The sequence below is a fragment of the Luteibacter sp. GL_149 genome (assembly GCF_057834065.1).
This window is the reverse complement of the sequence record NZ_CM174395.1, coordinates 2146659-2171083: the sequence shown is the minus strand read 5'-3', so window position 1 is coordinate 2171083 and position 24425 is coordinate 2146659. Positions and strand designations below refer to the sequence as shown.

At 63.2% G+C, this 24425-nt stretch carries 19 protein-coding genes; 16 read left to right on the top strand and 3 right to left on the bottom strand.

The features are described from left to right. Positions 1-14 precede the first annotated feature (14 nt). Positions 15-779: an AraC family transcriptional regulator gene (locus tag AC3IR3_RS09930; RefSeq protein WP_489196715.1), complete on the bottom strand. Its 765-nt coding sequence runs from the start codon at positions 777-779 to the stop codon at positions 15-17. 211 nt (positions 780-990) lie between these two features. On the opposite strand from AC3IR3_RS09930, the gene AC3IR3_RS09925 reads away from it, so the two are divergent. The 14 genes from AC3IR3_RS09925 (at position 991) to AC3IR3_RS09860 (ending at position 22052) form a co-directional block, all read left to right on the top strand. Further along, on the top strand, positions 991-1932 hold the full coding sequence (locus AC3IR3_RS09925) for a proline racemase family protein (protein ID WP_489196714.1): 942 nt from the start codon (positions 991-993) through the stop codon (positions 1930-1932). Further along, positions 1911-3026, top strand: a complete 1116-nt coding sequence (locus AC3IR3_RS09920) for an NAD(P)/FAD-dependent oxidoreductase (protein WP_489196905.1) — start codon at positions 1911-1913, stop codon at positions 3024-3026. Before AC3IR3_RS09925 ends, AC3IR3_RS09920 begins: the two co-directional genes overlap by 22 nt. Next, entirely contained in the window at positions 3023-3274 is a 252-nt protein-coding gene (locus AC3IR3_RS09915) for a (2Fe-2S)-binding protein (protein ID WP_489196713.1), read from the top strand. Before AC3IR3_RS09920 ends, AC3IR3_RS09915 begins: the two co-directional genes overlap by 4 nt. Next, positions 3267-4556 carry an FAD-dependent oxidoreductase gene (locus AC3IR3_RS09910; protein ID WP_489196712.1) on the top strand — a complete coding sequence of 430 codons (1290 nt, stop codon included), beginning with the start codon at positions 3267-3269 and terminating at the stop codon, positions 4554-4556. Before AC3IR3_RS09915 ends, AC3IR3_RS09910 begins: the two co-directional genes overlap by 8 nt. A gap of 4 nt (positions 4557-4560) precedes the next feature. Beyond that, the gene (locus AC3IR3_RS09905; protein ID WP_489196711.1) at positions 4561-5466 is read left to right on the top strand and encodes a dihydrodipicolinate synthase family protein; all 906 of its coding nucleotides are present in this window, start codon (positions 4561-4563) and stop codon (positions 5464-5466) included. Between the two features lies 1 nt (position 5467). Further along, positions 5468-7063: an aldehyde dehydrogenase family protein gene (locus AC3IR3_RS09900; RefSeq protein WP_489196710.1), complete on the top strand. Its 1596-nt coding sequence runs from the start codon at positions 5468-5470 to the stop codon at positions 7061-7063. Beyond that, positions 7060-8274 (top strand): M24 family metallopeptidase, encoded by a 1215-nt coding sequence (locus AC3IR3_RS09895; protein ID WP_489196709.1) that lies wholly within the window; start codon positions 7060-7062, stop codon positions 8272-8274. The genes AC3IR3_RS09900 and AC3IR3_RS09895 overlap by 4 nt, the downstream gene beginning before the upstream one ends. 36 nt (positions 8275-8310) lie before the next feature. Continuing rightward, positions 8311-10083, top strand: a complete 1773-nt coding sequence (locus tag AC3IR3_RS09890; RefSeq protein WP_489196708.1) for a DUF885 domain-containing protein — start codon at positions 8311-8313, stop codon at positions 10081-10083. Positions 10084-10121: 38 nt separating this feature from the next. Beyond that, positions 10122-11525, top strand: coding sequence for an amino acid permease (locus tag AC3IR3_RS09885; protein WP_489196707.1), 1404 nt, complete (start codon positions 10122-10124; stop codon positions 11523-11525). A 13-nt stretch (positions 11526-11538) separates the two neighbouring features. Next, positions 11539-13908 carry a twin-arginine translocation signal domain-containing protein gene (locus AC3IR3_RS09880; RefSeq protein WP_489196706.1) on the top strand — a complete coding sequence of 790 codons (2370 nt, stop codon included), beginning with the start codon at positions 11539-11541 and terminating at the stop codon, positions 13906-13908. A gap of 190 nt (positions 13909-14098) precedes the next feature. Next, on the top strand, positions 14099-16069 hold the full coding sequence (locus AC3IR3_RS09875; protein ID WP_489196705.1) for a glycoside hydrolase family 127 protein: 1971 nt from the start codon (positions 14099-14101) through the stop codon (positions 16067-16069). A 276-nt stretch (positions 16070-16345) separates the two neighbouring features. Continuing rightward, positions 16346-19255 carry a TonB-dependent receptor gene (locus tag AC3IR3_RS09870; protein WP_489196704.1) on the top strand — a complete coding sequence of 970 codons (2910 nt, stop codon included), beginning with the start codon at positions 16346-16348 and terminating at the stop codon, positions 19253-19255. Positions 19256-19454: 199 nt separating this feature from the next. After that, the gene (locus AC3IR3_RS09865) at positions 19455-21632 is read left to right on the top strand and encodes a TonB-dependent siderophore receptor (RefSeq protein ID WP_489196703.1); all 2178 of its coding nucleotides are present in this window, start codon (positions 19455-19457) and stop codon (positions 21630-21632) included. Between the two features lie 120 nt (positions 21633-21752). Then, positions 21753-22052: a PepSY domain-containing protein gene (locus tag AC3IR3_RS09860; protein ID WP_489196702.1), complete on the top strand. Its 300-nt coding sequence runs from the start codon at positions 21753-21755 to the stop codon at positions 22050-22052. Between the two features lie 23 nt (positions 22053-22075). Here the strand turns inward: AC3IR3_RS09860 and AC3IR3_RS09855 are convergent, their stop codons facing one another. Further along, entirely contained in the window at positions 22076-22960 is an 885-nt protein-coding gene (locus AC3IR3_RS09855; protein ID WP_489196701.1) for an SDR family NAD(P)-dependent oxidoreductase, read from the bottom strand. Between the two features lie 87 nt (positions 22961-23047). Between AC3IR3_RS09855 and AC3IR3_RS09850 the strand changes: the two genes are divergently transcribed. Beyond that, positions 23048-23581, top strand: a complete 534-nt coding sequence (locus tag AC3IR3_RS09850) for a MarR family winged helix-turn-helix transcriptional regulator (RefSeq protein ID WP_489196700.1) — start codon at positions 23048-23050, stop codon at positions 23579-23581. 431 nt (positions 23582-24012) lie between these two features. Beyond that, complete coding sequence (locus tag AC3IR3_RS09845) at positions 24013-24201, top strand: hypothetical protein (protein ID WP_489196699.1); 189 nt, start codon at positions 24013-24015, stop codon at positions 24199-24201. Here AC3IR3_RS09845 and AC3IR3_RS09840 read toward each other — a convergent pair whose 3' ends face one another. Further along, on the bottom strand, positions 24202-24390 hold the full coding sequence (locus AC3IR3_RS09840; RefSeq protein ID WP_132141690.1) for a hypothetical protein: 189 nt from the start codon (positions 24388-24390) through the stop codon (positions 24202-24204). Between the last annotated feature and the right edge of the window lie 35 nt (positions 24391-24425).

The following is a 24425-nucleotide window of genomic DNA, read 5'->3' as shown; positions in this document are numbered from 1 at the left end:
CGGGCCGTTGCGCATCAGCGCCGTATATAGTCGTCGGTCGACACAGCGGAAACGCCTTGCCTGGGTTCGCCTCGCTCACCGCGCAGTGCCGCCATGGCGCGATAGTCTCGCGGCGTCATGCCCACGGTGGCCTTGAACTGACGGGCGAACGCGCTCTGATCGACGAAACCGCAGGCCAGTCCGATCGATGCCACGGTGTCGTTGCCTCCCAGTAGCCGCATCCCCGCTTCGATCCGGAGCTTAGTCAGCACCTGTTGCGGCGTGAGCTGAAATACACGGCGAAAATGCCGTTCCAGTTGAGCTACCGAAAGATCGGCCAACCCGGCCAGCGTGTGCACGCGCACACCCTCGGCATAGTGTTGCTGCATATAGTCGAGCACCCGGCGCAGACGGTCGTAGGTGGGATGGCGTCCGTCCGGCTGGCCCAGATCGCGCGAGATGCCGATCACGCCGCGTATCTCGCCGCGCACTCGCAGCGGCCGCTTGCAGGTCAGGCACCAGCCCGCTGCCCGGTTGCTGAAGATGTGTACCTCGAGCTGGTTTTCGATCACCTCGCCGCTCAGTACGCGCTTGTCCTGTGCCGCATACGAACCGCCCATGGTGGTGGGAAACAACTCGGTGACACTCTTGCCGATCACCTCGCTGCGCCCTTTCAGGCCCAGCCGGCGCACCAGGGTGAGATTGGCATGCGTATAGCGCGCCGCGGCGTCCTTTACGAAGAACACCACATCCGGCAGCGCATCGAATAGCGGCTCCAGTTCATCGGCTGAAATCTTCATACGTGTTATGTGCTCCCCGACCGGCGGCGACGGCGTTCGCGGCATCGCAAAGCGCTTGTGCACCGCATCATAAACAGCAATTTACCCGCTTGCGCAAGTAGGGACCCCAAAAGCGGGGGTTTTACTCCGACCCGGCCGTTATGCCGAATTCCGCATTCAATGACAGTAAGGCTTTCTAGACGCCCGGTGGCGGTGACGCGAGCATGACGCCATGCACACCATCGACTTCATCGACTCGCACACCGGCGGCGAACCCACCCGGGTCGTGCTCGCGGGCTTTCCCGATCTGGGCACCGGCACGCTGGCCGAACGGCGACGCCTTTGTCACGACCGCTACGACCGCTGGCGCCAGGCCATCGCCTGCGAACCACGGGGCTCGGACACCATGGTCGGTGCCCTGCTGGTATCTCCCCAGGACCCGCGCGCCTGCGCCGGGGTGATTTTTTTCAACAATGTCGGTTACCTCGGCATGTGCGGTCACGGCACCATCGGCGTGATCCGCACGCTGTGCTTCCTCGGCCGCATCGGACCGGGACGTCACCTGCTGGAGACGCCGGTGGGCATGGTCGGCGTGGAACTGTACGAAGACGGCCGGGTGGCGATCGACAATGTCGAGAGCTACCGCTACGCCGCGAACACCGTGCTCGATGTGCCCGGCTATGGCAAGGTGCGCGGCGACGTGGCCTGGGGCGGCAACTGGTTTTTCATCAGCAACGATGTCCCGCTGCCCTTGACCCTGGTCCATCAGCGCGAGCTGACCGTCTATACCGAAGCGATCCGCAACGCACTCGAACGAGCCGGCATTACCGGTGCCGACGGCGCGGAGATCGACCATATCGAACTCAATGGGCCGCCCGGGCAGGACGATGCCGACGCGCGCAATTTCGTGCTCTGCCCCGGCATGGCCTACGACCGCTCGCCGTGCGGTACGGGCACCAGCGCCAAGGTGGCCTGCCTTGCGGCGGACGGCAAACTGGCACCCGGTCAGGTCTGGCGTCAGGGCGGGATTCTCGGCAGCGTGTTCGAGGCGCAGTACGTGCCCGGCACACGCGGCGTGCTACCGCGGATTACCGGCAGCGCATACATCACGGCGCAGGGTCAGTTGCGGATCGACGATACGGACCCGCTGGCCTGGGGTATCGGCGCGGCGTGAAGACTTATGACCTGATCGTCGTTGGCGCGGGCATCATCGGCGCGGCATGCGCGGACTACGCCAGTGCCGAAGGCCTGCGCGTAGCGATCGTCGAGCCGGGTCCGATCGGCGGTGGCGCCACCGCCGCCGCCATGGGTCATCTGGTGGCGATGGACGACGATCCGGCCGAACTCGCGCTGTCGCGTTATTCGCTTGAGCTGTGGGAATTGCTGAGCAACCTGCCGCAAGCCGAATTCAGCCGCTGCGGCACATTGTGGGTGGCCAGCGACGAACGAGAACTGGCGAGCATCCCGGCCAAGCGCGCACGCCTGGCCGCCGCCGGTGTGGAAACCGAAGCGATCGACAGCGACACCCTGTATCGGCTGGAACCGGCGCTGGCGCCGGGCTTGGCCGGCGGCATGCGCGTGCCTGGCGAAGCGGTCGTTTATCCCCCTGCGGTAGCCCGGCACCTGGTCGATCGCGCGGTCGAGCGCGGCGCCCAGATGTATTCGCGGCGTGTGGCACACATCGAATATGACGGCGTCCGGCTGGACGACGACACCCGCCTGCAAGGTCCCGCACTGATCGCTACCGGCTGTGCTCTTGCTCAACTGCTGCCCACGTTGCCGCTACGCGCGCGCAAAGGTCATCTGGTCATTACCGATCGCCATCCGGGCCTGGTGCATCATCAATTGCTGGAACTGGGCTATGCCGACAGTGCGCATGGCGATGCCGATAGCAGTGTCGCCTTCAATGTGCAGCCGCGCCCGACCGGACAGATCCTGATCGGTTCCTCACGCGAGTTCGGCAGTTCGACGCCCGAGGTATCGCTGCCGATGGTGCGCCGCATGCTGGCGCGGAGTTTCCGGTTTCTTCCCGCGCTACGTCAGCTCGAAGCGCTGCGCATCTGGACCGGTTTCCGACCGGTCAGTCCCGATGGACGTCCCTATCTGGGCCGCGTGCCGCACGAGCACCAGCTATGGGTCGCCGCCGGACACGAAGGTCTTGGCGTCACCACGTCGCTGGGCAGTGCGCGCCTGGTGGTCGACCAGTTACTGGGGCGCGCCACCGCTATCGACGCCACTCCTTACGATCCCGCGCGGGTTGCGGCATGAATGCCATCTCGACCATCCGCCTGTTCGTCGACGATCAACCCGTTGACGTGCCTGCGGGTGCCAGCGTGGCGGCGGCCATTGCCACGCTGGGTATTCCATTCCGCCGCTCGATAAGCGGCCAGTGGCGGGCGCCGCTGTGTGGCATGGGTGTGTGTTTCGAATGCCGCGTACGCATCGACGGCATTGCGCAACAACGCGCCTGCATGTGGCCGGTGCACGACGGCATGCGGGTATCCACCCATGAATGAGTACTACGACGTTCTCGTCGTCGGTGCCGGTCCTGCGGGGCTGGCCGCCGCACAGGCCGCCGCCAGCCATGGCGCGCGGGTTGGACTGATCGATGCGCAGGCCACCGCAGGCGGCCAGGTATGGCGTCACGATGTGCGACATGCCGCACCGTCGTTGGCTCGTCGCAGCATCGAGGGAGCGCTGATGCATTCGCGCGTGGACTGGCTGGCGCGAACGCAGGTCGTCGCCGCCGAGACCGGCAGCCTGTTGGTGGAAGATCCCCGGCGCGGCAGCCGGCTGGACTATGGCGCATTGGTTCTTGCCACCGGCGCGCGCGAATTATTGCTGCCGTTCCCCGGCTGGACCCTGCCCGGCGTTACCGGCGCCGGTGGCTTGCAGGCGCTGGCCAAGCAAGGTTGGCCGCTGGCGGGTCGCCGTGTGCTGATTGCCGGCAGCGGACCGTTGTTGCTGGCTGCCGCCGCCACCGCAAAACGCCACGGCGCGACCGTACTGGGCATTTACGAACAGGCCGGTGCCGATGCGGTGCGTCGTTTCGCCGGCTCCCTGTGGCGCTGGCCGGCCAAGGCGATCCAGGCGGCCCTGCTTCGCGGTCAGCTGGCAGCCGTGCCGTATCGATGCGGTAGCGTGGTGCGTCGTGCCCTTGGCGACAACACCGTGCGCACTGTCGAACTGGACGGCCCCCACGGAATCGAACAGGTTCCATGCGATCAGTTAGCCATCGGCTACGGCCTGCTACCCAATGTGGAACTGGCGCAACTGCTGGGATGCAAATTGCGATGGGAAGACGCGCATCCCCAGGTGTCCACCGACAACTGGCAGCAAACGAACATCGACACCGTCTACGCGGCGGGTGAAGTCTGCGGCATCGGCGGTCGTGACAGCGCACGCGTCGAAGGAGCGATCGCCGGACATGCCGCTGCCGGCGCACGATCCGCCGCCATGGCCTTGCAACTCCGTCGACGCCGTGCCCGCGCTTTCGCCGAGGCGCTGCGTACGCACTTCGCGCTCGACGCTCGCGTCCATGCGCTGGCCACACCGGACACGCTGATCTGTCGCTGCGAAGACGTCGCGCTTTCCGATCTGGACGGCTATACGGATGCACGCAGCGCCAAACTCGCCACGCGTTGCGGCATGGGCGCGTGCCAGGGCCGCGTCTGCGGCGCCGCACTGGCCGAACTTGGCCGATTTCCCGGCGGCGGGCAACGCCCGCCGCTATTTCCAGCCCGGCTATCCACGCTGGGCGATACCGACTTCTTTTCCCTTGCAACGATCGAGGAATGACCGCATGAACAACGCTTCCCTATGGCACGGTGTGCTGCCCGCTATCACCACACCGTTCACCGCCGACGGCCAGGTCGATCACGTCTTCCTTGCAAGCCACGCGCGCCAGATGATCGATGCCGGCGGCAAGGGGATCGTACCGCTGGGTTCGCTGGGCGAAGCCGCGACGCTGAGCTTCGATGAAAAGCTCGCGATCCTGCGCACTCTGGTCGAAGCGCTCGACGGACGCGCGCCGGTGATTCCCGGCATTGCGTCCCTGTCCACGGCCGAAGCGGTGAAACTGGCGAAAGAAGCCAAGGCGATTGGTTGTCGCGGCCTGATGGTGTTGCCGCCCTATGTGTATTCCACCGACTGGCGTGAAATGGGCACCCATGTGCGCGCCGTGATCGGCGCCACCGATCTGCCTTGCATGCTTTATAACAACCCCGTCGCTTACAAGACCGATTTCAGTCCGGCGCAGATGGCCGAACTGGCCGCCGAGTTTCCGAATCTCCAGGCCGTCAAGGAATCCTCCGGCGACGTGCGTCGTTTCGCTGGCATCCGCGCTCTGCTTGGCGATCGTCTGCAGTTGCTGGTGGGCATGGACGATGCCATCGTCGAAGGCGTCAGCATGGGCGCGGTAGGCTGGGTCGCGGGACTGGTCAATGCCTACCCGAAGGAATCGGTAAAGCTGTTCGAGCTGGCCCGCGATGGTGGTCCCAAAGCCGCCGAATCGCTGTATGCATGGTTCCTGCCCCTGCTGCGTCTGGATACCGTGCCGACCTTCGTGCAGTTGATCAAACTGGTACAGGAAAAAGTCGGCATGGGCAGCGAACGCGTGCGCGCACCGCGCCTGCCGGTCGCTGGCGCCGAACGCGATGCCGCACTGAAGGTCATCGATCGCGCTATCGCTACTTACCCGGGGCATTGAGATGAATGCATTCGAGCCGGTGCTGGTAGGCGGTAGCTGGCGCGCACCGCTCGATCCGCAAGGCGGATTCCGTGCCGAAGACCCGAGCAGGGCAACCGCCATCGGGCCGGAATTTCCGGTCAGCGGTCCGGCGGATCTCGAAGCGGCGATGCGCGCCGCCGTGGCGGTGGCCGATGAAATGGCCGCCACGCCGGCCACTCGCATTGCCGATTTCCTCGATCGCTATGCCGATGCGATCGACGCGGATGTCGACACGCTGGTTGCACTGGCGCACGCCGAAACCGCGTTGCCCGTCGAACCGCGACTGCGCACGGTGGAACTGCCTCGCGCCAGTGGCCAGCTGCGGCAGGCAGCGAAAGCGGTACGCGGTTACACATGGACCCAGCCGACCATCGACACCGTCGCGGGTCTGCGTGCCCATCGGGCGCCGCTTGCCAAACCCGTACTGATCTTCGGTCCCAACAATTTCCCGTACGCCTTCAATGCGATTGCCGGCAGCGATTTCGCCTCGGCGATTGCTGCGCGCAATCCCGTCATCGCCAAGGCACATCCGTCGCATCCCGCCACCAGCCAGCGGCTTGCTCAGTTGGCGCATACCGCGCTCACGGAAGCAGGTTTGCCTGCCGCCGCGGTGCAGTTGCTGTATCACTTCGACAATGCCCACGGCATCGGACTCGCTGGCGATACGCGGCTGGGTGCGATCGGCTTTACCGGAAGCCGTACAGGCGGACTGGCACTGAAGGCCGCCGCCGATCGCAGCGGCGTGCCGATATATGCGGAGTTGTCGAGCGTCAATCCGGTCTTTCTTCTGCCCGGCGCACTGGCCGAACGAGGCGATGCGCTGGCGCAGGAATTCTTCGCCTCATGCGTCATGGGCAGTGGCCAGTTCTGTACGAATCCGGGCATCGTCGTCGTGCCCGAAGGACCGCGAGGCGATACTTTCGTGACCAGCGTCCGCGCGCTGTTCGCCGCTGCCGCACCGAAAGTGCTGTTCTCGCGCGGCGTACGGGACCATCTGGTCCGTGCGGTCGCCGATTTGCGCGAGGCGGGAGCGACGGTGCTGGCCGGCGGCGGAACAGGCGATGGCGACGGCTATCTCCATGAACCCACCTTGCTCGTCGTCGACGCGGAAACCTTCCAGGCCTCGCCCGGCGCATTGCAGACCGAGGCATTCGGGCCGGTCAGCCTGATCGTGCGGGCTGCCGATACGCAAGCGATGGCAGCGCTTGTCACGACGTTCGAAGGCAACCTCACCGGCACCCTGTATCGCGCCGCCGACGGCAGCGACGATGCGGCATGGCAAACGATTGCCCTGGCGTTGCGTCACAAAGTCGGCAGGCTGATCGCCAACAAGATGCCGACCGGCGTCGCGGTAAGCGCGGCGATGAACCATGGCGGGCCCTATCCCAGCACCGGCCATCCGGGATTCACCGCTGTAGGTATGCCTGCGTCGATCCATCGCTTTGCCGCGTTGCACAGCTACGACGGCGTTCCCGAAGCGCTGTTGCCGATCGAACTTCGCGATAGCAACCCGGGCAACGTGCAGCGGCTGATCGATGGCCGCTGGAGCCAGAACGACATCGGTGGCAACGCATGAGCAACGCGCAAATTGGTGGCCTCAGTCCTGTCGACGCGCAAGCCGCGTTGCGTCCGTGGTCCGCTCGCGCGCCGGCCATCGACGCCGACGAATACCAGCAGCGGCTGGATCGGGCGCGCCGGCTCATGCACGAACGGGGCGACGATGCGCTGCTCATCACGGCCGGTACCTCGCTTCGCTATTTCGCCGGCGTGCCATGGGCTGCCAGCGAACGACTGGTGGCGCTGCTGGTAACGATGCACGGCGAACCGGTGCTGATCTGTCCCGCGTTCGAGGAAGGATCGCTCAGCCATGAGCTGAAAATTCCCGCCCGGTTGCGGATGTGGGAGGAACACGAAGATCCCCAGGGGCTGGTGGCCGACCTGCTCGCGGAACGTGGCGCACATCGACTGGCGCTGGACCCGGCCGCATCGTTCCTGGTGTACGAACGGCTGCGCAAACAACTGGGGCAACGCGCCATCGTCGACGCGAGCGGGATTGTCGACGGCTGCCGCATGCGGAAATCGCCAGCCGAACTGGCGCTGATGCGGCAAGCCACCGCGATGACCCTGCAGGTCCATCGTCTGGCTGCCGGCCTGATTCGCGAAGGGATCGGCACCGGCGAAATCAAGCGCTTTATCGATCAGGCCCATCGAGCCCTGGGCGCGGATGGCGGATCGACCTTCTGCATCGTTCAGTTCGGACATGCCACCGCCTATCCGCACGGTATCCCCGGCGAGCAGTTCCTCGGCGAGAACGAGCTGGTACTTATCGATACCGGCTGCAGCGTGCATGGTTATCAGTCGGATATCACACGTACCTACATCTTCGGCAAACCGACCGCCGAGCAGGCGCGCATATGGGATCTCGAACAGGCCGCGCAACAGGCCGCGTTCGACGCGGTGCGGCCCGGTGTGCATTGCGGCGATGTCGATGCCGCCGCGCGTCGCGTACTCGAGGCTGGCGGCCTCGGCCCCGACTATCGATTGCCCGGCCTGCCCCATCGCACGGGCCATGGCTGTGGCCTGAGCATTCACGAAACGCCTTATCTGGTGCGTGGCGACAACACGCCGCTGGAACCGGGCATGTGTTGCAGCGACGAACCGATGATCGTCGTGCCCACGCGTTTCGGCATCCGTCTTGAAGACCATTTCCACGTTACCGAAGGAGGAGCCGCCTGGTTCACTTCGCCATCGCCCGCGATCGACCAGCCATTCGCGATCCATGCCTGAGTACGCCGCCCCCTGCCAGCCAACACGGATGCCCGAATGAAAGCGATTCCGCTCCGCCAGGGCGTCTGCCTGGTTCTTCTCTGCTTCGGCGGTCTGGCACCGGACCGGTCATCGGCGTTGGCGGCGACCGATGCCACCGCACGCTTCCATCAGCTGTATTCCCGTGAATGGCAGTGGCGACAGGCGCAGTTTGCAGGCGGCGACGACGAAGACAGCCAGGGAGCTGCCGCCGATCACCTGCCCAGGGTCGACGCCGCCAGCCAGGCGGCGCGCGAACGTTACTGGACCGGCGTACTCAAGGAACTCGATGCGATCCGCGAGGACCAGCTCGCCGGCGAGGACCCGGTCAACTACGAGGTATACAGGCAACAGATCGGGGTATTGCTGGCCAACGAGCGTTTTTGCACCTGGCAGATGCCGTTCAACAGCGACTCGGCGTTCTGGAGCGATCTGGGATTCACGGCCCGTGGCCGTTTCACCACCGAAGCAAGCTATCGCGATTACCTGGGCAAGCTGCGCGACATGCCACGCTATTTCGACGAACAGATCGCCAATATGCGGCTAGGGCTCGCGCGAGGATTCAGCCAGCCGAAAATCGTCCTGAAAGGCCGCGATCGGGCGATCGCCGATGTCGTTGCCCAAACCGGCGAGCGGAACCTGTTCTACACACCGTTCGCGAACATGTCGCCGACCCTTCCGGCGGCGAAACAGGCCAGCTTGCGCGCCGAGGCGCTGGCGACGATTGCCCACGACGTGATTCCGGCCTATGCAAAGCTGCTGTCCTTCATGCGCGACGAGTACATGAAACAGGCGCGCGACACGCTTGCCGCCGACGATCTCCCTGACGGAAACGCGTTCTATCGTGCGCAGATAAGCGAGTACACCACGCTCGACATGGACCCGGAGGCGATTCATGCGCTGGGCCTGAAGGAAATGGCTGGCATCCACCAGCAGATGCTCGACACCATCGCGCAGACCGGATTCAAGGGAAGCTTCGCCGAGTTTCTGCAATTCCTGCGCAGCGATCCGCGCTTCTACGCAAAGACTCCCGACGAGCTGCTCAAGGATGCCGCCTGGATCGCCAAGCGGGTCGACGGCAAGGTCGGCGACTACATCGGTCGACTACCGCGTCGACGCTTCGCCATCGAACCGGTACCCGCGGATCTGGCGCCTGTCTACACGGGCGGCCGAGGCGGACCAGGCATCTACCTGGTCAACACGTACGACCTTCCCTCGCGCCCGCTTTACTCACTGCCGGCGCTGACCTTGCACGAATCCTCACCGGGTCACGCATTGCAGATGCCGCTCGCCGCCGAAATGGACGGTCTGCCGGACTTCCGTCGTTACAGCTATATCTCGGCCTATGGCGAGGGCTGGGCGCTGTACTCGGAATATCTCGGTGTCGAGATGGGTATGTACGACACCCCGTACGAACGTTTCGGTTATCTCAGCTACCAGGCGTGGCGCGCCGCGCGGCTGGTAGTCGATACCGGTCTGCATCACCTGCACTGGACGCGCGAGCAGGCGCAGGATTATCTGCGCGAGAACACCGCGCTGGCCGGGCACGAAATCGAGACCGAGGTGGACCGCTATATCGCATGGCCCGGTCAGGCGCTGTCCTATTACCTCGGCGAACTGGCGATCCGCGACGGCCGTGCACGCGCCGAACGCGCGCTGGGCGAAAAATTCGACATCCGCGCCTTCCACGATACGGTGCTGTCCACAGGCTCGGTGCCGCTGCCGGTACTCAACCGGCGCATCGACCGCTTCATTGCCAACGGTGGCGCGACACCTTACCCGCCACGCTGAGCCGCGCCATAAAGAACAAGTCACCGGGGAGAGACACGATGGGTTTGATGGCGGACATGACACGACGCAAGTCGGTCGAGACGATGCAGCGCGAAGTTGGCGAGCGCAGTGGTTTGCGCCGGATACTGGGGCTATGGCAACTCACGGCGATCGGACTGGGCGGGATCATCGGTGTCGGCATCTTCGTACTCACCGGTACCGTGGCCGCCACGCAGGCCGGTCCCGCCGTGGTGCTTTCATTTCTCATCGCCGGTATCGCCAGTGCCGCCGCCGCGCTGTGCTATGCCGAGTTCGCCGGATTGATCCCGGTCTCCGGTAGTGCCTACACCTATGGCTACGCCGTGCTGGGCGAGTTCGTCGGCTGGATCATCGGCTGGGATCTTTTGCTGGAATACGCGCTCATCGCCGCGGTCGTGGCGGTGGGCTGGTCTGGCTATGTGCAGGCTTTGCTCGAAGCCGCCGGCATACCGTTACCGGTATGGGCGCAAGGTGCCTACGGCAGCGCACCGGGACGCCTGTTCAATTTGCCCGCCGTTGTTATCTCGCTGGCAATCACCGCCGTGCTGGCGATGCGGATGCAATGGGGCGCCCGCTTCAATACCCTGATCGTAGCGATCAAGATTGCCGCTGCCGCATTGATCGTGATCGCCGGCGTGGCCTATGTGAAACCGGAGCGCTGGCATCCGTTCATGCCGTTCGGTATGCATGGCGTGGTCACCGGCGCGGCCGTGGTGTTCTTCGCGGTCTTCGGCTATGACATGCTGACCACCGCCGCCGAGGAAGCGAAGAACCCGCAGCGCGATCTGCCGCGAGCCGTGCTGCTTTCGCTGGGCATTGCAATGGCGCTTTACTTCGCGATATGTCTGGTACTGACCGGCATCGTGCCGTACACCTCGCTGGACAACGCCGCACCGGTCGCCGGCGCATTCACCGCAATCGGCTTGCCGCAAGTGATGGTGGCGATCTCGCTGGCTTCGGTATGCGGTATCACCAGCGTGATCTTCGCCAATCTGATGGCCGGCGCGCGGATCTGGTTCGCGCTCGCGCGCGACGGCTTGCTGCCTGGCTGGTTCGCCAAGGTCCATCCGCGCTGGCACACGCCTCATCGCACCACGTTCCTGCTTGGCCTGGTGACGGCAGTCGCTTCGGGCCTGTTCCCGCTGGACGAACTGGCCAAACTGGTGAACATCGGCGTACTCGGCGCCTTTATCGTGATCTGCAGCGCGGTGGCTGTCCTGCGCTGGCGTCGACCCGAACTGGCGCGACCCTTCCGCACTCCTCTGGTCCCGCTGGTGCCGATCATCGGCGTGGGTTTTTCCTGCTGGCTGATCTGGGGTCTGCCAGGTATCACTTATGTACGCTTCGCACTATGGCTCGTACTCGGTGGCATCGTGTACTTCGCTTATGGTCGACGTCACAGCCGTCTGGCCGTCCATAACTGAGGAATACCGATTCATGGATCGCCGACGTTTTCTGCAAGGCCTGACCGTCACCGGCGCGGGCCTTGGCCTGGGGGGACTGACTTATACACCCGTCGCACCGGCGCTGGCTGCCGCTCGCAGCGCGTCGATAAAGTCCACGCTCCCACCGGTGCGCGTACCGGTCGCCGGCCTGCCGCTTCGGGATTACGTGCCGGTCACCCGATTTACCCATGACGACGTCGACTGGCATGTGGTCGAAGATCTGCGCCATGCCGACGGCGTATTGATCCTGCATAACGGAAACCTGGCCTGCGTGTTCGACAAACGAACCGAGCCGGCCTACGCCGACGAAGGTGCTCCGTACCTCGGCATGAAACTGGCCGATATCGCGCTTGCCGAAGCGGATCTGTTGGCCGACCGTCTGCTGCGTCACGGCGAGCCCGACGAACAGGAGGTACGCCGCGCCGCACCCCCGCCGGCCTCGCTACTCAATCCGGAGAACTATTACGGTCGACTGCCCTGGACGACCTTCGTCGGTACGAAGCAGTGCGCCGACACCATGCCGGTGTATACGTCAGGCAGCACCCGCGGCTATCACTCCGACCAGGTATTCGCCGACCTGCACGACCCCAAACGCGTCGCACGTCGCCGCGAAGGCGTGCTGGGCGGCTGGATGCCGGCAGTGCACAAGGTCGTGCCCATCGACGAGGGCCGCTGGTACGACGTGCTGGTGTTTGCCGATGTCGATGCCCATGACCGCTTCGTCGTGCAGACATGGCACCGCACAGCACTGGTCGAACACGGAAAAATCAGCAAGGTCGGCTATGGATACAGCTACCCTGCCTGCCCACCGCGACGCGAGGCGCCCGATGCGGCAGCGTTCTATCGCGCGCTGTTGCGCTTCCACGATTACTGGCAGCGCGAACTGGCCGATGCCAGCGTGGCGACCGTGCCCGCGGCCGGCTGGAGCGAGATGGCACGCTTCGCCTTCGCCCGCGAACTGGTGGTACGCCCGGGTGGCGACTATCCGAAGTACGGCGCTGTCGACCGGGACTATTACGGCAACGAATACGACGGGTTTCAGGATACTTTCACCAGTTCGCTGTATGCGAACCTGGAATGGGGCCGCTACGCCCAGGCTGCCGCGGTATTGGACGAATTCTTCGACGACTTCGTACAACCGGACGGCATGATCAACATGCGCGGCGCGGAAATCGGTCAATTCGGCCTTACTTTGTCGCTTATGGCGCGCTATCTGCGCTACACCGGCGACGATGCCTTGCTGCGCAAACATCGCGGCAAGATCGAAGCCACTGCGCAGATACTTCTTGAACTTCACGACGAAAGCCTTGCGCTGCCTCGCGACCATCCCGGCCACGGACTGATCCACGGCTGGAACGAGTCCGACGCGTGCCTGTTTCCCGAACCCATGCTCTGGTGGAAGCCGTACTACGCCAATAGTGCATTGGCCGCCCGGGGTCTGACCGACCTTGCCGGCGTATGGCCCGACCTTGGCGCGACGGACGCGCGCACTACGGCGATGCAATGGCAGGAACGCGCCGGAACGTTGCGCGGGCAAGTCGAACGCAGCTTGCGCGCGAACATACGACACGACCTCACCCCGCCGTACGTGGGACCGCTGCCCGGCGCGAAGCTGACGTTCCGCGAGTCGTTGACGCAGGAGAAGCCGAGCGAACAGCAATGGCCGCATCGCGCGTATGCGGAACTGCTGCAGGCCGACATACTTCCCGACGACCTGGCCCACCTGGTGATCGACTGCATGCGTGGCCATGGTGCCACCAGCATGGGCGTGGTAGCGAACGTGGCGCCACCCAGCGCGGACGGCCGCGACATTCTGGGTTTCATCTCCTACGGTTATGCCCAGCAACTCCTGCGCCTGAACCGCATCGACGAGTACCTGTTGTTCCTCTACGCGCATCGCTACCACGCGCACACGCCGGGCAGTTGGACCGCTGGCGAAGTAACGGATCTGAGCGGCGGCATGCCGTTATTCTGCATACCCGCCCAGATGACCATACCGTTGCTGGTGCGCTGGATGCTGGTGTTCGAAGACAGCGCGGGACAAACGCTCCATCTCGGCCGCGCGATCCCCCGTACATGGCTGGAAAGCCGGAGACCGATCGGTATAGATAAGGCTCCCACGCGCTGGGGAGACACCGGTTTTCAATTGCGCGCGACCGCCGATGGCGACATAGAAGGCACGGTCACCCTACCCCAGCACGCGATGCCCGATGCCGTCTGGCTGAGCTTGCGCATGCCCGCCGGCAAACGCCTGTCCGACATTCATCTGGATGGCCAACCGGTGCCGGAAACCGATCGACGCGGCGAAACCGTGCGATTGCGTGGCAAACCGGGCCAGCGAATCGCAATCGGCGGACGCTGATCGAACACGCGTGTATCGCGTCATTCTGCGACGCCAGGCTTTAACTGTGCGGAATTCCGCATGCAGGTACCGCAAATGACACAAGACGGCGCGGTGGTGTGACGGCACGATGAAAGCGTGCATCGGGGGATGTGCGATCGGGGCGGCAAAAGTATCCGCTGCGCCGGTATCCGGGTTTCATGGGGGTGGCATGCAGCAAAGCGTCGACTATCGCAGGCGATTTCTCAAAGGTGCAGCGACTGCGCTGGTGTCCGCGATAGCGGTCCCACGCGCATTCGGCTTCGGCCCCGACACCGCGGAACCGGCCACCGCACCGGGCGACGCGGCGCTGGGCAAGGGATCGCGCGAACAGCCGGTGCGTCGCATGCAGCCTTTTGCACTGAATCGGGTGCGTCTGCTGGATAGCGATTTCAGTCACGCCGCCGCGATCAACCAGCGTTATCTGCACAGTCTGCCAGTGGATCGTCTGGCGCACAGCTTTCGCGTTCAGGCCGGTATAGCCTCCCGCGCGACGCCACTGGGCGGCTGGGAAAAGCCCGATTGCGAACTGCGCGGTCACTTCAGCGGCGGCCACTACCTGTCGGCCGCGGCGCTGGCATACGCAAGTCTCGGCGACGAATTGCTGAAGACCCGTAGCGACCAGCTGGTGACCGCACTGGCGGCATGCCAGCAACCGAACGGATATCTGAGCGCCTTTCCGGAAAGCTTTTTCGACCGCCTCGGTAGCGGACAGAAAGTATGGGCGCCGTTCTACACCGTCCACAAGATTCTTGCCGGCATGCTCGACATGTACCTGCATACCGGCAACCAGCAAGCCTTGCAGGTCGCCATCCGCATCGGCAACTGGACCGTACGCTGGCTCAATGGTTTCTCCGACACCGAGATCGCCCACGTGCTCAAGACCGAGTACGGCGGCATGAACGACGCGTTGTACGAGTTGTACGCGATCACCGGCAACGACCGTTACCTCGACGCCGCACACCGTTTCGACCAGATGTCCCTGTTCGCCCCGTTGGCGGGCCATCGCGACGAGCTGCAAGGTCTGCACAGCAATACGCAGATACCCAAGGTCATCGGTGCCGCCCGGCGCTACGAACTGACCGGCGAACCGCGCTATCGGCGCATCGCCGAATTCTTCTGGGAAACCGTTACCGAAAATCGCAGTTACGCCACCGGCGGTTCGAGCAACGACGAATTCTGGAAAACCGGTCCCGGCGATCTGAAAGATCAGCTCGGTCTCTACAGCGCCGAATGCTGCGTGGCCTATAACCTGCTCAAGCTGTCCCGGCATCTCTACGCCTGGAACGGAGATCCGCGCATTTTCGACTACTACGAGCGCACCCTGTACAACGCGCGCCTGGGTACCCAGGACGACGACGGGATGAAGCTGTATTACTACCCGCTGCAACCCGGCGCGGCGAAGTTCTATAACACGCCGACCGATTCGTTCTGGTGTTGCACCGGTTCGGGCGCCGAAGAATTCGCCCGCTTCAACGACAGCATCTACTTCCACGATGGACAGGAACTCTACGTCAACCTGTTCATTCCTTCCGAACTCGACTGGACGGAACGTCAGCTCACCCTGCGCCAGGAAACCGCTTTCCCGCGCGAGCCGCGCACACGACTGAGCCTGAAACTGACGGCACCGACGCGACTGACGCTGAATCTGCGTATTCCGTCGTGGATTGGCCCGAATGCCCATGTGCGCGTCAACGACGAGGTACTCGACGTATTCGCCTCACCCGGCAGCTATCTGAGCTTGCAGCGCGAATGGCGCGACGGCGATCGCATCGAACTCGACCTGCCGATGCGGCTGTATAGCGAGGCGCTGCCCGGCGACGACACCCAGCGCGCCATGCTCTATGGCCCGTTGGTACTGGCTGCGCGTCTGGGCAACCAGGGGCTGACGCGAGCGATGCAGTACGGCGCTTACGACGCAGGCCCCAAGCCGGAGCCGAAGGCGCAACCAACGCCGCGTATCGCGACAACGACAACGCAGGACAACCGCTGGATGCAAGTGAAGTCCGCCGATCCACTGCGCTTCGAAGCGACAACGTATCAGGGCAGGCTCGCGGTCGTTCCGCTCAACCAGATCAAGGGCGAGCGATACGCGGTGTACTGGCAGACCGATCAGGATGCGGTGACCACCGGCAACGGCTGAACCGTATCGAGCCGGTCCTCGCTGCAGCGGGAACCGGTGCCGATGGAAAGGACGAGTTGCGTCCCCGCCATCGATAGGCAGGCATGCGCCGGTTCGTCCGGCGCCGTCGGAGAAACCGACCACGCGAGCTATCGCGCCCGTCGTCCCGGTACCGGGACGCGACGGCGGGTGCTGCACGGATGCGACTTGAGTTACTGCGCCATGAGCGCGTTCGCATCCGGATACACGCTATCTCGCCACCGCCAATCACGCCGTTAAAGCCACACGAGGGATACCATGCGCAAGACCACGAATGCCCATCCACCCTGTCGCCGCTCACCGGCCATCCGCGGCAATCGGCGCCTGCTCGTCCGCACCATTTGCGCGGCAATCACCATAAGCTTGCTGGCCACGGCAACCGTACATGCACAGGACGCCGTCGCAAGCGTCGATGCCGCCGATTCGCCGGAGAAAGCCAAGGATCTGGAAGGCATCACCGTCACCGGCTCGCGTATCCGCCGCGTCGATGTAGAAACCGCCAATCCCGTCATTACCATCGATCGTGCGCAGATCGCCGCGACCGGCAAGGTCACCCTCGGCGACCTCGTACAGGACCTGCCCTCGGTGGCGGGTAATGCGACCAATGCAAGCACCAACAACGGCGGCGGCACCGGCGCGGCCACCATCTCGCTGCGCGGCCTGGGCGACAGACGCACGCTGTTGCTGGTCAACGGTGTGCGTCTGGCTTATAACGACGTCAACAGCATTCCAGCCAACATGATCGACCGCATCGAAGTACTCAGCGACGGTGCCTCGGCGGTCTACGGCTCCGACGCCATCGGCGGCGTGGTCAATTTCATCCTGCGCGATCGTTTCGACGGCGTGCAGTTCAGTACGGATTTCGGCGAAAGTGCCCACAGCGACGGATTTCGGCGCAATTTCTCGCTGACCGCCGGGCATACAGGCGAAAAGGGAAGCATCGTTGCCGGTGTGTCCCACCACACTATCGACGAGGTGTCGGCCGCCAATCGCGATTTTTCGCGGGATGCGCTCAACCTGTCCAGCGGCGAGGTCATCTACAGCGGTTCGTCCGCTACTCCCAGCGGATCGATCACGCTGCCCAGCGCCCAGGCTGCCGCACTGGGCTGCGGTTCGCGCGTATCGCTCAACAGCGGTGTCGGCGGACGTACCGGCACCTCCGACTATCACTGCTATTCCAAGGCGGATTCCTATAACTACCAGCGCGACAACATTCTGCAGACACCGCAGGAACGCACCAATCTGTTCGCGCTTGGCAAGTACAAACTGACACCCGATATCGAAGCTTATGCCAACGTCTATTACACGAAGACGAAGTCGGACTCGCTGCTGGCGCCCGTACCGATCTTCGCCAACGGCGACAACTATCTCGTTTCAGCCGACAATTACTACAACCCGTTCGGCGTCAATTTCGGCACCGATCGCGGTACCAGCCAAAGCTACAACGACTTCAATACGCGCCTTGCCACGCTGGGCAAGCGCCGTTACAGCTTTACGACGGATAACACTCAGATCAATCCGGGCATCCGCGGCAGCTTCGGAGACAGTTCCTGGCGATGGGACGCCGATATCAATTACGGCAAGCTGAAACAGCGGTCGGTTAACTATGGATTCCTCGACTATGCCAAATTCCAGCAGGCGGTCGGCCCGTCCTATCGCGATGCGGGCACCGGTGTGGTCACCTGCGGCACACCAGGCAATCCGATCGCCAATTGCACGCCCATCAATCTGTTCAACCTCAACGACCCGGCCACCATCGCCGCCCTGAAGGGCATCCAGGTCAATCCGGTAACGACCACCAACTACACAGTGAAACAGTTCGAAGCCAACGCCAATGGCGACCTGTTCGATCTGCCGGCGGGAACGGTCAACCTTGCCGCCGGCCTGTCCTACCGCAAGGAATCCACCTCGACGACCACCGACCCGCTCGCCGTTGCCGACCTCGATGGCCTGTGCGGCGTCGTGGAGTTCTGCACCACGGTGCTGTCGGGAAGCTTCAACGTGAAAGAAGCCTATGCCGAAGCGCTGATTCCGTTACTGACCGACAAGCCATTCATCCATTCGCTGAACCTCACCGTCGGCTCGCGTTTCTCCGACTACAGTTCCGCTGGCAGCAGCACCAACAGCAAGGTGTCGCTGGAATGGCGACCGATCGAGAACCTGCTAGTGCGCGGGACCGTCTCGCAGGTGTTCCGCGCACCGAACATCAAGGAACTGTATTCCGGCATCGGCGGCGATTCCCCGACGGTCAACGATCCGTGCAATTTCTACACGGGAGGTCATTCCGCCGCGTGCGCCAATGTACCCACCGACGGCAGCTACCAGCAGGCCAATCCGCAGATCGGCGCCAAGACATCCGGCGCCATTGCAGCCGGCTATCAGCTGAAACCGGAACAAGGCAAGTCGTTCGACTTCGGCGTGGTGTACGACCCGCAGTGGATCAATGGGCTGTCGCTGAGCGCGGATGTATGGCGCATCAACCTCAACGACACGATCACCTCGATCTCGGCACAGACCGTGCTCAACCAGTGCTATGCGAACGCGTCGAGCCCGTTCTGCGGCTTCATCCATCGATTCGATACCGGCGCGATCAACTATGTCGCCGAGCCGACGGTCAACCTGGGTTCGCTTTCCACGAAGGGTTTGGACAGCAACATCACGTATCGCTTCGACGAGAGCCGCTTCGGCCGCTTCAACGTAGGCCTCAACAATACCTATGTCGCCCGCTACGACATCAACCCCAATCCGGCCGACCCCTCATCCGTGACGATCCATAACGCAGGCAAGTACACCTACGCCTACGGTGACTTTCCCCGTTGGCGCAGTCTTGCCACGCTCAACTGGAACCGTGGCCCGTGGAGCGCGAGCTGGCGCATGCGTTACATCGGCCGCACGCAGATCGGCAGCGCCGACGAAAAGCAACAGTTGTCGGCAGACACGGATCAGGCAGTCGTGGTCCGTAAGATTGGCGCCTACACGTATCACAGCGTGCAGGCCGGTTATAACTTTGAACGCTGGCATACCCGAGTGGATCTTGGTGTCGACAATATCGCCGACAAGCAGCCGCCGTTGTTCTACCAGAACAACGTCACCAACTCGAACACCGACGTGGCTACCTACGATGTCATGGGTCGCTATTACTGGGCTCGTGCCACCGTGACGTTCTGAGGAAAGTGCGGCATATGACGGCCGGCCCCCGGGCCGGTCGTCGGACATGCCCATCGCGGGACAGGGTCTTGCGAAATAAATGATAACGATTATCATTCGCTACGTTATTACTCCTCCCCCGCTCGCGCACCCCCTCCCGGCGTGGATACCCTCCGCGCTATAGGGAGCGGCGTGCAAGGACCACAGGCAATCCATCCGCATGACGATCAAACGCTTGCCCGGCATCTTGCTGGCTGCTCTCCTGGCGCCGGCCATGTCCCATGCCAACGGGACCGCCAGCGATACCGAAAACGACACGACGGATCCCCAGAAGGCGCGCCCCGAACAGGCAGCGAAGCTATCGGCCATCGATGTCCAGGCAGCGGTAAGCGATATGGACGCCCGCACGGCCGAGTCGGCCACCAAGACCCGCACGCCGCTGATCGAAACGCCGCAGATGGTGTCCGTGGTGACGCAGGAACAAATCAGAATGCAGGGCGCGCAGAGCGTCGTGCAGGCACTGGGTTATTCCGCAGGCGTCGCCGGCTATGGTCCAAACCTGCGCTCGGACTGGTACACGGTCATCCGCGGATTCTCGCCGTCGCTCTATCTCGACGGGTTGCAGTTGCCCGTGACGATGAATCTGGCCAGCTGGATCGTCGATCCTTACCAGTTGGAACGCGTCGACGTACTGCATGGCCCCTCCTCCGTGCTTTATGGCCAGGGCGACCCAGGCGGAACGGTCGACATGGTGTCCAAGGTGGCGGGCGGCGCCCCGGTGCACGAAGTGCAGATGCAGATCGGCGATCGCGCCCGCAAGCAACTGGCGTTCGACTATGGCGATTACCTCAGCAAGGATGGCCAGTGGTCGTACCGTATCGTGGCGGTGGGGCGTAAGCAGGACATCGCGAACACGCCGTTCGGCAGCTCGCGCATCATGGTCGCACCGTCAATCGCGTGGAAACCGTCGGCCGACACATCGCTGGTGGTGACCGCGAATTATCTGCGTGATCGCCTCAACGCCAGCGACAGCTTCCTGCCGGCGGTCGGCACTATCCAGCCCAGCCCTTATGGCCGCATATCCCCGCATACGTTTATCGGCGATCCCGATTTCACCAAATACCTGAAGCACGAGTACGCGGCTGGTTATCGCTTCGAACACCGTTTCGACGACACCTGGACCTTCCGCCAGAACGCCCGCTACTCGCGTACATGGCTCGACAACAACATGCTTTACGGCATCGGCATGGCCGAGGACGGTCATAGCATCGACCGCTATGCAGGCATCGCCAAACCCGACTATCGGCGCCTGACCGTGGACAACCAGCTCGAAGCGCGCTTCAACACCGGCGCATTCCAGCACGTCGTACTGATGGGCGTGGACTATCAGAGCCAGCGCACCTCCGATCCGGAAAACTACGCGCTCGGACCCTCGGTAGATTTATACAACCCGGTCTACGCGCCGGTCGATCCGGCCATCTTCGCGCCGGGTGCCGCCAACTATCCACAGGACCTCCAGCAGCGACAGAAGCAGTTGGGCGTCTATGCGCAGGACCAGATCAAGTACGACGATCATTGGGTACTGGTGCTGTCGGGACGACAGGACTGGAGCCGTAGCGAATCCATCGACTACGCCGTCGCCAATGCATCGAAAGCGAAGCAGAACGATCATGCCTTCACCGGACGAGTGGGTCTGGTCTATCTCGCGGACAACGGTCTGGCTCCGTATCTGAGCTATTCCGAGTCGTTCAATCCGCAGACCATCGCAAATGCGTACGGCGCGCCGTTCCGGCCCACGACGGGCACGCAGTACGAGGCGGGTTTGCGCTTCCAGCCGAAGGGAACGCAGACCACGCTGACCGCGGCCGTGTTCCAGATCCGGCAGCAGAACGTCACCACCCCCGATCCCGATCAGATCAACCATCCCAACGGCTACGTGCAGACCGGCGAAGTGCGTTCGCGCGGTGTGGAACTGGAGGCGCGTACTACGTTCGCCAACGGCGTCAACATGCTCGGTTCGTATACCTATCAGGACGTCCGCAACACCAAAGCCAACGACAATACGTTGAACAGGTGGCCGGTCTCCATTCCCATCCCGCGCGAACTGGCATCCCTGTGGGCCGACTACACGCTATCGGGTGGCGATCTGGCGGGTCTCGGTTTCGGCGGCGGCGTGCGCTACATCAGTTCTTCGTTCGGCGCGCCGGACAATTCCCTGCGTGTGCCCGCTTACACACTCATCGATGCAACGGCCTTCTATCAGTTGCCGCAATGGCGTCTGGCACTGAACCTCAGCAATCTGGCCAACAAGGTCTACATCGCGGGCTGCTACGACGCGACGCGATGCATGTACGGCAGCGGACGCACGGCCATGCTTAGCGCGACATACGACTGGTAAGGACATTCGGCGGAGTTTCGGGCAACTGGTATACCCGTAAGCGCGAACTAAGCGGCAGCATTCAGGATGGCATTCCGCCCATATGCGATATGGGCGGAATGCCATCCACCGGAGAATGTCATGCGTAAACCGCTAATGCTTGCATCCGCTTTCGCACTGCTTGCCACGACACTCGGCGCCGTCGCTGCTACCGATGACAAACTCGCCTCGCAGGCGCACGTAAAAATGCCTGAAGCGCGCGAGATCGCACTGAAAACGTTTCCCGGAAAGATCGTGAAGGAAGAGCTTGAGAAGGAAAAAGGCGGCAGCGGACTTCGCTACTCCTTCGATATCGCCGCCAATGGCGCCACGCGTGAAATCGGCGTCGATGCAAAAGACGGCAAGGTGCTCGAGAACTCCGTCGACAACGGAAAGGATTGACGGAAGCTAGCCGGAACATCGGGTCACGGCGCGGCCGGAAACGGCCAGCGCTCGGAGAGGAGTGCCGATGTGATGGACCAAAGCTCCTTTCGAACGGAAATATCGTTGCCCGCTGCTATCGGCACAAGCGGCTTCGTGTCCTTGACTGAAAAATAGCCACCCGATACGAGCTCGAACTCCGGATCGGTAGCCAGCTTGACGATGATGCCCGCGCCTCGTTCCGGGTTGCCGATGTTCAATGCCCTGAGCACCCGTTCGAGGACGGCGGCGAAGCCCAGTTCGCGCCCCAGTCCGGTGACATTGAAACCGGGGCACAGACAATTGACCGCGACACCGGTGCCCTGCAGCTGGCGAGCCAGCTCCAGCGAAAACATGATGTTCATCAGTTTCGTCTGTCCGTATATCTTCGACGAGCCGAGCCGTGAAAACGGTGTCCTGTCGAGAATGTCCCGACGGGGAACAAAGTCGCCGGCACGCCGCGATGCTTCCGAGGCGACGGTAACAATCCGCGACGGGGCCGACTCGATCATCTTCTTTCGCAGGATATTCGTCAGCAACCACGGGGCGACGTAGTTGACGGCAATCATCTCCGCAAAGCCGTCCGTCGTGATGCGCTGCTCGAAAGCATGTATCCCGGCATTGTTGATCAGTACGTCGATGCGTTCGTAGCTCGATGAAATCTCGTGGGCAGCCGAGGCGACGGTATCGAGATTCGCGAAATCCGCGTAATGGACGTCGACCCGCGTTCCCGGCGCCGCCGCGTCGATGGCGGCCCGAGTTGTGGCGGCCCTGGCTTCGTTGCGCGCGATAAAGACAATGTGGGCGCCCCGTCGCGCCAGCTCGATGGCGGCAAGCTGACCGATACCGCTTGTGGCGCCGGTGATGACAATGGTGGGTACATGGGTCATGGCATGGGACTCGCGGATGCTATATAGTGGATAAATGTCCACTATATAGATCGAGTGGCGCGCAGTCCACTACACCCAGAACACCACATGCCAACCAAGAAAAAGATGTCCGAACCGGCAAAAGCCCCGGCAAGGACGAAGAAAAGTACGGATGGAACGCGCACTGAGCGCGACAGACTCGTCGGCGCACTGGGCGAACAACTCAACGCGCTGTTGAGTGCTTCGCGCGCCCTGATGACAGAGGCGGGAGCCGCCTTTCATCCCGACCTGCCGCCAGCTGCCTTTCATATCGCGCAATGGCTGCGCTCATTCGGCGCAGCAAAAGTCAGTCGCGTGGCTGAAGCCGTTGCCATGGACCGAAGTGCGACGAGCCGATTGACCGCCCGCCTCATCAACCTCGGATTGGTCGAAGCCCGGCCGGACCCAGACGACGGACGCGGTGTCGTGCTGGACCTTACCGACCTTGGACGCAGGAACATCGACCAGGCGATCGCTCGCAAGGGCGATGTCTTCCATCGGAAGATCGAAGGCTGGAGCCACGCCGATCTCGAACAGTTCACGGCAAGCCTTCGCCGGTTCAACGCGATGCCTCAGCGCGATCCGTCGGATAAACGTCGCTGACACCGTCTATGCGAGACGTGCACGGTCGGTCAGACGTTTTTCCGCCCCTCCCAAAAAAACTCTTCATGCATTAGCCGGGACGGCTTGACGTGTCTCGTCGAGCTTCGGTCAAGGACAGCCGCCTTACACTTGTGCTGTCGGGGAGGCCGCGACCGGGTTGGCCCTTGGGGCCTTCGGCGCCGTCCCTGCGGGAGCGGGCCGTAGCGCCGCTTTCGCTCCAACGGGTCATCGCGGCCCTCGGCTAAGGCGGCCCCAAGGGCCAACCCGGCCACGGCACCAGCGACTGCGGCTTGCTGTGAGGAGCGCGCGAGCCGAGCACGTGAGGGGACCGGACCGGCATGCGGTCATCCCTGGTCATGCGTCACGTGATGCCTTCCTCCACGTAACCGCAAGGCGGCGGGGTCATCGCGGCGCTACGCGCGGAGCTGGGCATGGACATCCCCGCACTCATCGTCACCGGCGACACCGCGCCGGAACGACTGAGGGAAGCGGCTTCAAGCGATATTCCACTCATCCACAAACCCCTGTCGCCCATGCAGCTGCATCAGACCATGGCGAACATTTTCATGCTCGGCTATGCCGGGAAAACGGGCCGTCGCGAAGACGCCCTTTCCGTCTGACTATATTTTCCGGCGGACGGCGCCGTGCTGGACCGTCGACGATGGACGGCCCGGCGCCGCCCGGGTTTCGTCGATCACGCGAGGCCGGCAGGCGGCCGGGTTCGTGGCGGCTGCGACGTTATAGGCATCCAGTAACGTTTTCCTCGATTCCAGGTAAGTCGGATCGCCCCGTTTCGTTTTCTTTCCCATGGCGCTGCTCCACAAAGGCGACAAGCCGGAAATAT